The sequence below is a fragment of the Tessaracoccus sp. SD287 genome, assembly GCF_017355265.1.
Lineage (GTDB): Bacteria > Actinomycetota > Actinomycetes > Propionibacteriales > Propionibacteriaceae > Aestuariimicrobium.
In genome coordinates this window covers 96,678-110,822 of sequence record NZ_JADIJQ010000003.1, presented here as the reverse complement: position 1 = coordinate 110,822, position 14,145 = coordinate 96,678, and the positions used below count along the sequence as shown (strand labels likewise).

Here is a 14,145-nt window from a genome sequence, read left to right as displayed (position 1 = left end):
ATGTCCAATCTCGAACTGATCAAGTCGCTGATCCACGACGTCGAGGACTTCCCCAAGCCCGGCGTGACCTTCAAGGACATCACCCCGCTGCTGGCCTCGCCAGAGGGTTTCGAGGCGACCATCGCTGCGCTCGTGGAGGATGCCCCGGAGCGCATCGACGTGGTGGTCGGCATGGAGGCGCGCGGATTCATCTTCGCCGCGCCCGTGGCGTTGCGCCTGCACGCTGGCTTCGTGCCGGTGCGCAAGCCCGGCAAGCTGCCCCGGGCCGTCTTCGAGGAGTCCTTTGCCCTCGAGTACGGCGAGGAGACCCTGAACGTGCACCGCGACGCCATCAAGCCGGGCTCGCGGGTCATGGTCATCGACGACGTGCTGGCCACTGGCGGCACGATCAGCGCCACCGCCCGGCTGCTGCGCCAACTGGGCGCGGAACTCGTCCACGTCGGCGTCGTCCTGGAGCTTGGCTTCCTCGGCGGGCGTGAACGGCTGTTGGCCGACGGCATCGACACCTGCAGCCCCGTCCTGACCGTCTGATTCCGATGGCCCGCAAGTCGTCCCGCGACGGGGCCGAGGCGCCACGCAGCTGGCGTGACGTGGCGCTGGTGAGCCTGCCGCAGCGGCAGGGGCGCAGCCCCGTGAGGGAGCTGCTGCGCCGGATCGTGATGGCCATGCTGCTGTTGGTCGCCTCCACCATGATCATCTGGTTCGACCGCGGCTCCTACGTGGACAACGTGGCCGGCGACGGGGTCAGCTTCATCGACGCCCTGTACTACTCCACGGTGACCGTCACCACCACCGGGTACGGCGACATCACCCCGCTGGCCCCCCACGCCCGCCTGATCAATGCCGTGCTGGTCACCCCGCTGCGCATCGCCTTCCTGGTGCTGTTGGTCGGCACCACCCTGGAAGTGCTCGCCAACGAGGGCCGACGCGGCATGCGCGACTCTGCCTGGAGGAAGACCATGCGCAACCACACCGTCGTCATCGGCTACGGCACCAAGGGACGCAGCGCCGTCGCCACCCTGCTGCGCCACGGCATCAGCACCGACAAGATCGTGGTGATCGACGACGATGCCAGTGCGGTGACCTCCGCCAACCACGACAGCCTGGCCGCCTTCCTGGGTGATGCCACCGAACGTGACCTGCTGCGCCGAGCCGAGATCACCAAGGCGCGCGAAGTCATCATCACCCTCGACCGGGACGCCACTGCCATCCTCACCGTGCTGACGGTGCGCCAGCTCAACCCGCGGGCCCGCATCGTGGTGGCGGTGCGTGAACAGGACAACGTGCCGCTGCTGCGCCAGTCGGGCGCCGACCAGGTCGTGACCAGTTCGGACGCCGTGGGCCGCCTGATGGGGCTGTCCAGCGTGAACCCGCACGTCGGGGCGGTAATGGAGGACCTCCTGTCCAGCGGTGAGGGCCTGGAGGTCCTCGAGCGCCAGATCACCGCCGACGAGGTCGGACTGAGCCCGCAGCAGATCCAGGGGGAGCGGGTGCTGGCGGTGGTCCGCAATGACACCCTGCGGCGCTACTTCGACTCCACCGTGAGCACCCTGCAGGCCGGTGACCGGCTGGTGATCGTGCGGCGCGCCTCCAGTGGCGTCCAGCAGCCGGTGATCAGCAAGGGCGATGATTTCTAGTTCTGGTTAGACTTGACAATCGGGTCGCGTCAATCCATGACGTCGCCGCCGCAGACAGGAGGACCTCATGAGTACTCACCAGGCCTCCGACGTGCCCATCACCTCGCAGCTGGGCACCTCGCCGCAGAGCCCCCCGGCACCGCCGCCCGGGGAGCGTCCCGCGGCCAGCCCCGCCCCCCGGTTCACGGCCAGTCCCGAGCAGCCCCGGCTGCGAATGCGCCAGCGCCTGGCCCGGATCGGGGCGGTGAAGTCCCCCCAGTCTGCCGTCCTTGACCCGCTGTTCAACGTCATCCGGACCAACCATCCCAAGGCCGACCTGACGATCGTCGAACGTGCCTACCGCACCGCCGAGCACTACCACCGCGGCCAGTTGCGCAAGTCGGGCGACCCCTACATCACCCACCCGCTGGCGGTGACCCTGATCCTGGCCGAACTCGGCATGACCGAGCCGACGCTGTGCGCGGCACTGTTGCACGACACCGTCGAGGACACCAGCTACACGATGGAGCAGCTGACGGCCGACTTCGGTGAAGAGGTCGCGGCACTGGTCGACGGGGTGACCAAGCTGGACAAGGTCACCTATGGCGACTCGGCGAAGGCCGAGACGCTGCGCAAGATGGTGATCGCGATGAGCCGCGACATCCGGGTGCTGGTGATCAAGCTCGCAGACCGCCTGCACAACATGCGCACCCTCAGCTTCCTGCGTCCTGACAAGCAGAACCGCATTGCCCGCGAGACCCTCGAAATCTTCGCACCGCTGGCCCACCGGCTGGGCATGAACACCGTCAAGTGGGAACTCGAGGACCTCGCCTTCTCGACGATGCAGCCCAAGATCTATGACGAGATCGTCCACCTGGTCGCCGACCAGGCGCCCAAGCGCGACCAGCAACTGCGCCAGGTGATCGGCCAGATCCAGTCCGACCTCAAGGACGCAGGGGTGAAGGCGACCGTCTACGGGCGACTCAAGCACTACTATTCGATCTACCAGAAGATGGTCGTGCGGGGACGAGAGTTCGGCGACATCTACGACCTGGTCGGCATCCGCATCCTGGTCCAGACCCCGGCCGAGTGCTACCAGGTGCTGGGCGTCATGCACGAGCGGTGGAGCCCGCTGCCGGGCAGGTTCAAGGACTACATCGCGCTGCCGAAGTTCAACATGTACCAGTCCCTGCACACGACCGTGCTGGGGCCAGACCAGAAGCCCATCGAACTGCAGATCCGTACCCACGACATGCACCGCCGCGCCGAGTTCGGCGTCGCCGCCCACTGGAAGTACAAGCAGGGCAGCCGTCCGGTCGAGCACACCGAACTGTCGTGGGTCCACGCCCTCAACCAGTGGTCGCACGAGACCGACGACCCCGGTGAGTTCCTGGACTCGCTGCGTTTCGAGATCAACTCGGCCGAGGTCTACGTCTTCACGCCCAAGGGGGACGTGATGGCCCTGCCGGTCAACTCCACCCCCGTCGACTTCGCCTACGCCGTGCACACCGAGGTGGGCAACCGGACCATTGGCGCGCGGGTGAACCAGCGACTGGTGAGCCTCGACTCGATCCTTGACAACGGGGACGTCGTGGAGGTGTTGACCTCCAAGGCGCCCGACGCCGGCCCGTCCCGCGACTGGTTGAGCTTCGTCCAGAGCCCGCGGGCGAAGTCGAAGATCAGGCACCACTTCACCAAGGAGCGTCGCGAGGAGTCGATCGACCAGGGCAAGGACCTGATCGCCCGTCGGCTGCGGCGCTCGAACATGCCGCTGAAGCACCTGCTGACCGCCGAGTACCTGGCGGCGGTCGCCGAGGACCTCAAGGTGGCGGGCATCGAGGCGCTGTACGCCGCCGTCGGTGAGGGCACCATTGGGGCGCAGCACGTCGTGGACCGACTCATCGAACTGGGTGGGGGAGTCGAGGAGACCGCCGCGGAGTCCTTCGAGGAGGAGTCGATCAGCTCGCGGCGTCATCGTCGTCCCTCCAATGACGTCGGCATCGAGGTCGCCGGCGACAGCTCGGTGTGGGTCAAGCTGGCCAAGTGCTGCACGCCGCTGCCGGGGGACACGATCGTCGGGTTCGTCACCCGCGGTGAGGGTGTCTCGGTGCATCGTCGTGACTGCACCAACGTCTCAAACCTGCTGATGCAGCCCGAGCGCATCGTCGACGTGGCCTGGGCGGTGGGCAAGAGCCAGTCGTTCCTGGTCGGCATCCAGGTCGAGGGACTCGACCGCGCCGGCATGCTCTCGGACGTGACCAGGCTGCTCGCCGAGCAGCACATCAACATCGTCTCGGTCTCCATGGCCGCGACCCGTGACCAGACCTTCAAGATCAAGCTGACCTTTGAGGCCGCCGACCCGCGCCACCTCGAACACGTGGTGGCGCTGCTCAAGCGCATTCCCGGCATCTACGACGTCTACCGGGTGGGCCAGTAGGCCCGGGCGGCTCAGGCGCTGAACTCCGCCAGGGTCGCCTTGGCCTGGTCGAGCCACGCCTGGCAGGCAGCGATGGAGTTGCGCGCCTCACGCAGCTTCTTCTGGTGACCCGCGGCCTCCGCCTCGGCAGCCTGCTTCTCGAGCTTCTCGATCTGCGCGGTGAACATGTCCACCGTGTCCTGGGCCCGTTCCCGCGCCTCGGGGTCGGTGCGCTTCCACTCGGCATCCTCGGCGTCCTTGACGGCCCGCTCGATGGTGCGGACGCGGTCGTCCACGCTGCGGATGGAGTCGCGGGGGACCTTGCCCAGTTCGTTGAACTTCGCCAGGAAGTCGCGGAAGGCGGCGCGGGCCGTCTGCAGGTCGGTGACCGGAAGAATGGTCGCCTCGGCCTCGTCGAGCAGCGCCAGCTTGGCGGTCAGGTTGCCCTGGAACTCGGCGTCCTGCTCGGACTGCGCGGCCGTGCGGGCGCTGAAGAAGGTGTCCTGGATGCTGCGGAACTCGGTCCACAGCTTGTCCTCGACGGCGCGCGGGGCGGCACCGGCCGCCTTCCAGCGTGTCATCAGGTCGCGGAAGGCACCCGAGGTCGGGCCCCAGTCGGTGGAGTCGGCCAGCGCCCTGGCCTCCTCGATGATGGCTTCCTTCTTCGTCTGGGCGGCAGCGCGGGTCTCGTTCTGCTCGGCGAACTGGGCCTTGCGACGACGGGTGTAGGTGGTGCGGGCCGAGCTGAACCGGTGCCACAGCTCGTCGTCGGTGGCACGGTCGATGCGCGGCAGCGCCTTCCACTCGTCGAGCAGCGCCCGGAAACGGTTCACCCCGCCACGCCAGTCATTGCCCTGGGACAGCTTCTCGGCCTCGGCGACCATGGCCTCCTTGGCGTCCTTGGTGCGCGCCTGGGCGGCGGCCTTCTCGGCCTTGCGCTGCTCGTTGGCCGCGGCCAGGGTCGGCTCCAGGGCGTCCAGCTTCGCCAACAGCGCGGGCAGGTCGCCGACCGCGTTCGCCTCGGTGATGTGCTCACGCAGCGTCTTGATGGAACGTCGTGCCTCGTCGGGATTGACGGCACCCGAACCCACGCGCGCCGTCAGCAGGTCGACCTCGGTCTCCAGGGAGCGGTATCGCCGGACGTAGAACTCCAGCGCCTCGCTGGGGTCGACGTCGGGCACCTGCCCCACGCTGCGTTCCCCCTCTGCGGTGGTGACGTAGACGGTTCCATCCGGGTCCACCCGACCGAAGTCATGGGGACGTGTCGTTTCGCTCATGGGCATATCTTGCCCGATCCTGACCGTTCACGGCACACCCGGGTGAGGACACGGACCGAATCCACATCGAACGGGCAAGTGAACGACCGGTAGAGTGGCCCGGTCAGGCGCCCCTCGGCGTCAAGCATCGTCATCGAATCGTGAGGATTGTTCGTGGCACGTCCCAAGCCCTTGTCAGGGTTCCCCGAATTCCTGCCCGCAGCCTCGGCCGTCGAGCAGGCCGTCCAGGACAGCTTGCGCCACACCTTTGCCCTGCACGGCTTCGGCCGGATCGAGACCCGCGCCGTGGAGCCGCTCGACCAGCTCTCGCGCAAGGGCGAGATCACCAAAGAGGTCTACACGGTTCAGCGGTTGCACGCCGCCGAGGACGACGCTGCCGAGCTGGGCCTGCACTTCGACCTGACCGTCCCGTTCGCCCGCTACGTGCTGGAGAACTCCGGCCACCTGGTCTTCCCCTTCCGTCGCCACCAGATCCAGAAGGCGTGGCGCGGCGAGCGTCCCCAGGAGGGTCGCTACCGCGAGTTCTGCCAGGCCGACATCGACATCGTCGGGCAGGACACCCTGCCCACCCACCACGACGTGGAGGTCGTGCTGGTGGCGCTGGAGGCGCTGGAACGACTGCACACCGAACTGGGCCTGCCGCCGGTGCTGATGCACGCCAACAACCGCAAGCTCGCCCAGGGGTTCTACACCGGACTCGGCGTGGCCGACCCGCTGGCGGTGATCCAGCGCGTCGACAAGCTCGACAAGATCGGACGCGCCGGCGTCGCGCAGCTGCTGGCCGACGACCTGGGCCTGAACCCAGAGCAGACCGACGCCGTGCTGGCGCTGGCAGGCATCACCACCGCGGACGCCTCTTTCGCCGACCAGGTCCGTGCGCTGGGGGTCAGCAACGACCTGCTGGAGGAGGGCATCGCCGAGCTCGCCGAACTGGTCAGCCAAGTCTCTGCCCGGTTCCCGGGGCGCATCGTTGCCGACCTGCGCATTGCCCGTGGACTGGACTACTACACCGGTTCGGTCTTCGAAACCGAGATGGTCGGCTGGGAGTCGCTGGGCTCGGTCTCGGCCGGCGGCCGCTACGACTCGCTGGCCAGTGACGGGAAGGTGACCTTCCCCGGTGTCGGCATCACCGTCGGTGTCACCCGGATGCTGGTGCCGCTGCTGGCCAAGCATGCCCTGCAGGCCTCACGGTCGGTGCCGAGCGCGGTCTACATTGCCGTCGACGACGAGGCCGAGCGGGCCACCGCCGTCGCGGTCGCGTCCGCGTTGCGGGCCCGCGACATCCCCTGTGAGGTGGCGTCCAAGCCCGACAAGTTCGGCAAGCAGATTCGCCAGGCCGATCGGCGCGGCATCCCGTTCGTCTGGTTCGGGGGAATGACCGGCGAGGTCAAGGACATCCGCACCGGTGAGCAGTCCGCCGCCGACGCAGCCTCGTGGACCCCGCCCGCCGAGGACCACTGGCTGCGGGTGCTGCCCGCCGCCCACTCCTGAGCCACCCACGCCTAAGCCGGTAGGCTGGCCGGGCACCACACGACACCGTTCCCCGCACCGTCTATGCGGGGGCACACGAAGGGAATACCGTGATTCGCACTCATGAAGCCGGACGGCTGCGCGCCGAGCATGTTGGCCAGAGCGTCACCCTGGCCGGCTGGGTCGGCCGTCGACGAGACCACGGTGGTGTGGCCTTCATCGACCTGCGCGACGCGTCCGGCATCTGCCAGGTCGTCATCCGTGACGAACTGCTTGAGGCGTCCGGAGCCCATGACCTGCGCAACGAGTTCTGCCTGCGGGTCGACGGGGTCGTCGAACTGCGCCCCGATGGCAATGCCAACCCCGACCTGCCCTCGGGCGAGATCGAGGTGGCCATCACCAGCATGGAGGTGTTGAACCCCTCGGCACCGCTGCCCTTCCAGATCGACGAGCGGATCACCGTCGGTGAGGAGGCGCGGCTGCGCCACCGCTACCTGGACCTGCGTCGCCCGCAGCAGGGCGAGGCGCTGCGGTTGCGTTCCAGGGTGAACGCCGCTGCCCGCAAGGTGCTGGGTGAGCGCGACTTCGTCGAGATCGAGACGCCCACCCTGACCCGCTCCACCCCCGAGGGTGCCCGCGACTTCGTGGTGCCGGCTCGACTGGCGCCCGGCTCCTGGTATGCCCTGCCGCAGAGCCCCCAGCTGTTCAAGCAGCTGCTGATGGTGGCCGGCATGGAGCGCTACTACCAGATCGCTCGCTGCTACCGCGACGAGGACTTCCGCGCCGATCGCCAGCCCGAGTTCACCCAGCTGGACGTCGAGATGAGCTTCGTCGACCAGGACGACGTGATCGAACTCGGCGAGGCCATCGTCAAGGAGATCTGGTCGCTGAAGGGGATCGACCTGCCGACCCCGTTCCCGCGGATGACCTTTGCCGACGCGATGGACAAGTACGGCTCGGACAAGCCCGACCTGCGCTTCGAGAACCCGATCACCGAATTGACGGCGTACTTCGCCGACACGGGCTTCCGAGTGTTCCAGGCCCCCTACGTCGGTGCCGTCGTGATGCCCGGTGGCGCCGACCAGCCGCGCCGCACGTTCGACGCCTGGCAGGAATGGGCCAAGCAGCGCGGCGCCAAGGGGCTCGCCTATGTCACCCTGTCGGCGGAGGGCGAGCTGGGCGGTCCGGTCGCCAAGAACCTGACCGACGCGGAGCGCGACGGACTGGCGAGCGCCACCGGCGCCCAGCCCGGCGACTGCATCTTCTTCGCGGCCGGTGCCCGCACCGCTTCCCAGGAACTGCTGGGCGCTGCCCGGGTCGAGATCGCCGTGCGCACCGGCATGATCGATGAGTCGGCCTGGAGTTTCCTGTGGGTGGTCGACGCGCCGCTGTTCCAGCCCGCCAACGAGGCCGTCGCCTCGGGTGACGTGGCCGTCGGTGAGGGTGCCTGGACGGCCGTGCACCACGCGTTCACCTCGCCCAAGCCCGAGTTCATGGACACCTTTGACACGAACCCCGGTGAGGCCCTGGCCTACGCCTACGACATGGTCTGCAATGGCAACGAGATCGGCGGCGGTTCGATCCGTATCCACCGCCGCGACGTGCAGGAGCGCGTGTTCAAGGTGATGGGCATTGACGCGGAGACCGCCCAGGAGAAGTTCGGCTTCCTGCTGGACGCCTTCGCCTTCGGCGCCCCGCCGCACGGCGGCATTGCCTTTGGCTGGGACCGCATCGTCATGCTGTTGGCGGGGCTGGAGTCGATCCGTGAGGTGATCGCCTTCCCCAAGACGGGCAATGGCTACGACCCGCTGACCCAGGCCCCGGCACCCATCACTGCGCAGCAGCGCAAGGAGGCCGGCGTGGACTTCAAGCCCGAGGTCAAGAAGTCCGACGCGGAGAAGAAGGACGCCTGAGCGGCTACTGCTGCACCCGGACGGCGAGCTTCCTGAGCCGGTCGGCGCTGGTGGCGTAGGTCCGCACCGGCGCCCCGGCCAGCTCGTCGGCCTGGGTGCGCGAGATCGTCCCCTGGGCTGCTGACACCCCGGCCGCCGTCCAGCTGACGCCATCGGCGTTGCCAATGCAGGCCAGCATCAGCACCGCGCGCTCCTGCAGGCGCTGGCGCAGCAGGTCGGCATCGGTGATCCTGGGGTCGGTGAGGCTGAGCACCAGGGTGAGCGGGGCCGCGTCGGTCAGCAGGGCGATCGTGCGGGTGCCCAGCAGTGACAGCCGGGTGGCATCGACCACCTCGATGACGCGGCTGTTGTCGCCGAGGTGTGGGGTCCTGGCCGCGAACAGCGCTTGGGCGTCGATGGCGTCGGCCAGCGGGGTGGCCGGGTCGGTCGGTTCCTGCGGGGCGTCGTTGCCGGTTAGGACGGTGCACCCCGAGGTGGTCACCACCCCGGCCAGCAGCAGTGGAGCGATTCTGAGGGCGAGGTCGCGGCGGGTCAGCATGGGTCAAGTCTGTCGCCGGCCGGGTTCACGCGGATCGGTCGGTGGTCTCGTCGGTGCCGGTCCGGCATCAGCCCGGGGGACTCCTAGACTTGCCGTGTGACTGACCTGTTCGGCAATACCGATGAGCCACTCATCCCCGCGACGGCGGTGGCCGGGGGGTCCCTGTCCGGAGCCGCTGGCAGCCACCTGCCGCTGGCGGTGCGGATGCGGCCACGGACGATGGACGAGATCGTCGGCCAGCAGCACCTGCTGGGGCCGGGGTCACCCCTGCGCCGACTGGCCTCGGGCACCGCAGCCATGTCGGTATTCCTGTGGGGACCGCCAGGCGTCGGCAAGACCACCATCGCCGCGGTCGTCAGCCAGTCGACCCAGCGGCGGTTCGTGGAGATCTCGGCCGTCACGGCCGGGGTGAAGGAGGTCCGCGCCGAGCTTGACACCGCCCGACGCGCGCTTGCCCGCGGCACCCAGACCGTCCTGTTCGTCGACGAGGTGCACCGGTTCAGCAAGTCCCAGCAGGACGTGCTGCTGCCGGCGGTGGAGAACCGGCTGGTCACCCTGATCGCGGCCACCACCGAGAACCCGTCCTTCTCGGTGATCTCGCCGCTGTTGTCGCGCTCCTTGCTGCTGACGCTGAAACCATTGACCGATGACGACATCGGGTTGCTCGTCGACCGGGCGCTGGCCGACGAGCGTGGCCTGGGCGGGGCCTACGAACTGGACGCCGAGGCGCGCGCCACCATCATCCGGCTGGCCGGGGGAGATGCCCGCCGATCCTTGACCTTTCTGGAGGAGGCGGCGGCCGGTGCCGATGCCACCGATGCCGCGGTGATCACCCCGGCCATCGTCGAGAAGGCCGTCGACCGGGCCGCCATCCGCTACGACAAGGACGGAGACCAGCACTACGACGTGATCAGCGCCTTCATCAAGTCGGTGCGCGGCTCTGACGTCGATGCCGCCCTGCACTACCTGGCCCGGATGATGGAGGCCGGTGAGGACCCCCGTTTCATTGCCCGGCGACTGGTGGTCCTGGCCAGCGAGGACGTGGGCATGGCCGCGCCGTCGGTGCTGCAGACCTGCGTGGCCGCCGCCCAGGCCGTCGCGCTGATCGGGATGCCGGAGGCGCGGCTCAACCTGGCCCAGGCCACGGTCGCGGCGGCGCTGGCCCCGAAGTCGAATGCGGTCTACAAGGCCATCGATGCCGCGCTGGCCGATGTTCGTGCGGGTCGGATCGGCGAGGTGCCGCCGCACCTGCGCGACGCCCACTACGCCGGTGCCCAGAAACTGGGCCACGGCAAGGGCTACCTCTACGCCCATGACGCGCCCCATGCCGTGGCCCGCCAGCAGTACCTGCCCGACGTGCTGCTCGGCACCCGCTACTACCAGCCCACCGGTCATGGCAACGAGGCTGCCCTGGCTGACCTGGTGGGGGAGTTGGACAACCTGCTCGGACGCGAGGACCAGACTCGCTAGAGTTGGCGACGCAAGACGTCCCCCCTGAACGGAGCCCGCATGTCCCTGGGAAGCATTGCCGCGTTGATCGCCGCGATCGCCGCCGTCGCACTGGTCGCGTTCCTGGCCGTGCCGCTGCTCAAGCTTGGCCGCGTGCTGGAGGAGACCCGGCTGGTGGTGCGCGACGTGGGCCACAACTCGGTGCCGATCCTGGTGGAGTTGCGGGGAACCGTCACCGAGGCCAACAACGAGATCTCGAAGCTGGCCCTGGTGACCGAGGACGCTGCGAAGGTGTCGGCGAACGCCACCATCGTGGCCGAGCAGGCGGCCCAGATGAGCCAGCTGTTCGCCGCCACCCTGGGCGGTCCGCTGGTGAAGACCGCGGCCCTGAGCTACGGCGTCCGCAATGCCCTCAAGGGCAAGTCCGGCAAGCCCGTGAAGAAGGTGAAGTGAGCATGGGCAAGTTCCTGTTCTTCGCCCTGGGCGTCGGCATCACCGTCTTCGTGGTGGTGAAGGGCCGCGAGATTGCCCAGAAGGCCACCCCGCAACACCTGCAGGAGTCGGCCGCCAAGAAGGTCGGCTCACTCGCCGACCAGGTCAGCGAGTTCATCCACACCGTGCAGGACTCAATGGCCGAGCGCGAGGACGAACTGCGCACCGAGCTCGGCATGGAGAAGAGCTGACCCATCCCTCGCGCGGGCCGCGCCTGGCAGAAATCTTGGCGAGGTCACCACGCGGCTGCGTCTAAGCTGGATGAGGCTGCCGCCGCCTGCGCCGGCCACTCGCACCGAACCCAGAGGATCCACCATGAAGGCCGCCGACGTCGGACGCCGCTTCCTGGACTACTTCGAGTCCAAGGGACACACGATCGTGCCCAGCGCATCGTTGCTCTACAACGACCCCACCCTGCTGTTCGTCAACGCAGGCATGGTGCCGTTCAAGGCGTACTACACCGGTGAGGAGGCCGCCCCGTACGCGCGGGCCGCCAGCGTCCAGAAGTGCGTGCGCACCCTGGACATCGAGGAGGTCGGCCGGACGACCCGCCACGGCACCTTCTTCCAGATGAACGGCAACTTCGCGTTCGGTGACTACTTCAAGGCCGAGGCGATCGAGTACGCCTGGGAACTGGTCACCACCGAGCAGCACCACGGTGGCTACGGTTTCGACCCCGACAAGGTGTGGGTCACCGCCCTGCACGGGGACGAGGAGACCGTCGACATGTGGCGCAAGGTGGGCGTGCCCAGCGAGCACATCCAGATGCGTGGGCTCAAGGACAACTACTGGCACATGGGCATCCCCGGCCCGGGCGGCCCCTGCTCGGAGATCTACATTGACCGCGGCCCCGAGTTCGGGCCCGACGGTGGTCCCGAGGCCGACGAGGACCGCTTCCTGGAGATCTGGAACCTGGTCTTCCAGACCGAGGAACTCTCGGCCGTGCGCGCCAAGGACGACTTCGACGTGCTGCGACCCCTGCCCAGCAAGAACATTGACACCGGCATGGGTCTGGAGCGGGTCGCCTACCTGCTGCAGGGCGTCGGCAACATGTACGAGACCGACCAGGTCTTCCCCGTCATTGCGCGGGCCGGCGAGATGGCGGGCAGGACCTACGGCGCCGACCCCGAGGACGACGTCCGCCTGCGCGTGGTCGGCGACCACATCCGCAGCTCGCTGATGTTGATGACCGACGGTGTGAACCCCGGTAACGAGGCCCGCGGCTACGTGCTGCGCCGACTGCTGCGTCGCAGCGTCCGCGCCATGCGGCTGATGGGCGTCCACGACCCGGTGATTGGTGAACTGCTGGGCATCAGCCGCGACCTGATGCACGACAGCTACCCCGACATTGACACCCAGTGGGATCGCGTCCTGTCGGTGGCCACCGCCGAGGAGGAGTCCTTCCGGCGCACCCTGACCCAGGGCAGCCAACTGTTCGACACCGCCGTGAAGCAGGTGCGCGAGCAGAAGTTGAGCACCGTCAGCGGCGAGCAGGCCTTCCAACTGCACGACACCTACGGCTTCCCCATCGACCTGACCCTGGAGATGGCCGAGGAGCAGGGCCTCAGCGTCGACCGCGAGCGGTTCGTCGAGCTCATGAACGAGCAGCGGACCCGCGCCAAGGCCGACGCCAAGTCCAAGAAGACCGCCGGTGTCAGCACCGAGGTCTTCCGTGAACTGCGTGACCAGGGCGAGACCCCCTTCCTTGGCTACACCGAGTTGAGCGTGCCCACCCGGGTGCGCGGCATCATCCACGAGGGCAAGCTTGTCGACCACGCTCCGGCAGGTGCCGTGGTCGAGGTCGTCCTGGACGAAACCCCCTTCTACGCCGAATCCGGCGGGCAGGATGCCGACATCGGCACCCTGGAGGCGGGCGGGTTCGCGCTGGACGTGGTCGACGTGCAGCGTCCGGTGCCCGGCCTGGTCGTCCACTCGGTCGAGGCCACCGGCGACCTGGTCGTCGGCGACGAGGTGCTGGCCCAGGTCGACGGTGCCAACCGGGTGGCCGCCAGCCAGGCCCACACCGCGACCCACATCATCCACGCGGCGCTGCGCGAACTGGTCGGCAAGAACGCCACCCAGGCCGGCTCGTACAACAAGCCGGGCTACCTGCGCTTCGACTTCTCGGCCCAGCACGGGCTGTCCGACGCTCTGAAGTCCGAGATCGAGGAACGTGCCAACATCGCGATCCGCGACAACTTCGAGGTCACCGACACCCAGATGAAGCTGGACGAGGCCAAGGCGCTTGGCGCGATGGCCATGTTCGGTGAGAAGTACCCGCCGGTGGTCCGCATGGTCGAACTGGCCGGGCCGTGGAGCCGCGAACTGTGCGGCGGCACCCACGTCACCCGCACCAGCGAGATCGGCATGCTGACCCTGCTGGGGGAGCAGTCCATCGGCTCGGGAACCCGACGCGTCGAGGCACTGGTCAGCGGCGACGCCTTCAACCACCTGGCCGGTGAGCGTGCCCTGGTCAGCGGTCTGGCCAGCATCCTCAAGGTGCAGCCCGACCAGCTGAGCGACCGGGTCGAGAAGCTCGTGGCCCAACTCAAGGACGCCGAGCGGCAGATCGCCGACCTCAAGGCCCAGCAGCTGGCGGCCAGCGCCGGTGAGATCATCGACTCGGCACGCACCGTCGGGCCGGTCCTGCTGGTCGGCAAGCACCTCGAGGGTGTCGCTGCCGGTGACCTGCGCACCCTGGCCACCGACCTGCGGGGACGCATCGCCGACCGCGCTGCCGTCATCGCGCTGGTCGGCGGCACCACCGAGAAGCCCGCGATCGTGGTGGCCACCACCCAGGCCGCCCGTGATGCCGGCATCAAGGCCGGCGCCCTGGTCGGTCTGGCCGCGCCGCTGCTGGGCGGCAAGGGTGGCGGCAAGGACGACCTGGCCCAGGGTGGCGGCACCGACGCCAGCGGTGCCCAGCCCGCGCTGGCGGTCATTGAGTCCGACCTGGCGGCACGTTGAACGCACT

The 14,145-nt window shown here is 68.4% G+C and carries 11 protein-coding genes; 9 read left to right on the top strand and 2 right to left on the bottom strand.

Annotated features, from left to right (window positions below):
* From IPV09_RS02310 to IPV09_RS02300, 3 genes are all read left to right on the top strand, one after another.
* A complete protein-coding gene (locus IPV09_RS02310) occupies positions 1–531 on the top strand; it encodes an adenine phosphoribosyltransferase (RefSeq protein ID WP_207473398.1) in 531 nt (176 codons plus the stop codon).
* Between the two features lie 5 nt (positions 532–536).
* On the top strand, positions 537–1,637 hold the full coding sequence (locus IPV09_RS02305; RefSeq protein ID WP_207473396.1) for a TrkA family potassium uptake protein: 1,101 nt from the start codon (positions 537–539) through the stop codon (positions 1,635–1,637).
* A gap of 67 nt (positions 1,638–1,704) precedes the next feature.
* Positions 1,705–4,053, top strand: a complete 2,349-nt coding sequence (locus tag IPV09_RS02300; RefSeq protein ID WP_207473395.1) for a bifunctional (p)ppGpp synthetase/guanosine-3',5'-bis(diphosphate) 3'-pyrophosphohydrolase — start codon at positions 1,705–1,707, stop codon at positions 4,051–4,053.
* An 11-nt stretch (positions 4,054–4,064) separates the two neighbouring features.
* Here the strand turns inward: IPV09_RS02300 and IPV09_RS02295 are convergent, their stop codons facing one another.
* Positions 4,065–5,309, bottom strand: coding sequence for a DUF349 domain-containing protein (locus IPV09_RS02295; RefSeq protein ID WP_207473394.1), 1,245 nt, complete (start codon positions 5,307–5,309; stop codon positions 4,065–4,067).
* 153 nt (positions 5,310–5,462) lie between these two features.
* On the opposite strand from IPV09_RS02295, the gene hisS reads away from it, so the two are divergent.
* Positions 5,463–6,800, top strand: coding sequence for a histidine--tRNA ligase (gene hisS / locus IPV09_RS02290; RefSeq protein ID WP_207473393.1), 1,338 nt, complete (start codon positions 5,463–5,465; stop codon positions 6,798–6,800).
* A gap of 89 nt (positions 6,801–6,889) precedes the next feature.
* Positions 6,890–8,692 carry an aspartate--tRNA ligase gene (gene aspS / locus IPV09_RS02285; protein ID WP_207473392.1) on the top strand — a complete coding sequence of 601 codons (1,803 nt, stop codon included), beginning with the start codon at positions 6,890–6,892 and terminating at the stop codon, positions 8,690–8,692.
* Between the two features lie 4 nt (positions 8,693–8,696).
* On the opposite strand, the gene IPV09_RS02280 is transcribed toward aspS, so the two are convergent.
* Positions 8,697–9,230 (bottom strand): DUF4825 domain-containing protein, encoded by a 534-nt coding sequence (locus IPV09_RS02280; protein ID WP_207473391.1) that lies wholly within the window; start codon positions 9,228–9,230, stop codon positions 8,697–8,699.
* Between the two features lie 96 nt (positions 9,231–9,326).
* Between IPV09_RS02280 and IPV09_RS02275 the strand changes: the two genes are divergently transcribed.
* The 4 genes from IPV09_RS02275 to alaS all read left to right on the top strand — a co-directional run bounded on the left by IPV09_RS02275 (position 9,327) and on the right by alaS (position 14,138).
* Positions 9,327–10,700 (top strand): replication-associated recombination protein A, encoded by a 1,374-nt coding sequence (locus IPV09_RS02275; RefSeq protein ID WP_370590186.1) that lies wholly within the window; start codon positions 9,327–9,329, stop codon positions 10,698–10,700.
* Between the two features lie 39 nt (positions 10,701–10,739).
* Entirely contained in the window at positions 10,740–11,132 is a 393-nt protein-coding gene (locus IPV09_RS02270) for a DUF948 domain-containing protein (protein ID WP_207473390.1), read from the top strand.
* Positions 11,133–11,134: 2 nt separating this feature from the next.
* A complete protein-coding gene (locus IPV09_RS02265; RefSeq protein WP_207473388.1) occupies positions 11,135–11,362 on the top strand; it encodes a hypothetical protein in 228 nt (75 codons plus the stop codon).
* Between the two features lie 124 nt (positions 11,363–11,486).
* On the top strand, positions 11,487–14,138 hold the full coding sequence (alaS, locus tag IPV09_RS02260) for an alanine--tRNA ligase (protein WP_207473387.1): 2,652 nt from the start codon (positions 11,487–11,489) through the stop codon (positions 14,136–14,138).
* Positions 14,139–14,145: the final 7 nt, after the last annotated feature.

What these genes read in the sequence shown, in the direction of transcription:
- IPV09_RS02265 (WP_207473388.1), top strand. Translation starts at nt 11,135, where the DNA reads ATGGGCAAGTTCCTGTTCTTCGCCCTGGGCGTCGGCATCACCGTCTTC.
- IPV09_RS02300 (WP_207473395.1), top strand. Translation starts at nt 1,705, where the DNA reads ATGAGTACTCACCAGGCCTCCGACGTGCCCATCACCTCGCAGCTGGGC.
- alaS (WP_207473387.1), top strand. Translation starts at nt 11,487, where the DNA reads ATGAAGGCCGCCGACGTCGGACGCCGCTTCCTGGACTACTTCGAGTCC.
- IPV09_RS02305 (WP_207473396.1), top strand. Translation starts at nt 537, where the DNA reads ATGGCCCGCAAGTCGTCCCGCGACGGGGCCGAGGCGCCACGCAGCTGG.
- IPV09_RS02295 (WP_207473394.1), bottom strand. Translation starts at nt 5,309, where the DNA reads ATGAGCGAAACGACACGTCCCCATGACTTCGGTCGGGTGGACCCGGAT.
- IPV09_RS02280 (WP_207473391.1), bottom strand. Translation starts at nt 9,230, where the DNA reads ATGCTGACCCGCCGCGACCTCGCCCTCAGAATCGCTCCACTGCTGCTG.
- IPV09_RS02270 (WP_207473390.1), top strand. Translation starts at nt 10,740, where the DNA reads ATGTCCCTGGGAAGCATTGCCGCGTTGATCGCCGCGATCGCCGCCGTC.
- IPV09_RS02310 (WP_207473398.1), top strand. Translation starts at nt 1, where the DNA reads ATGTCCAATCTCGAACTGATCAAGTCGCTGATCCACGACGTCGAGGAC.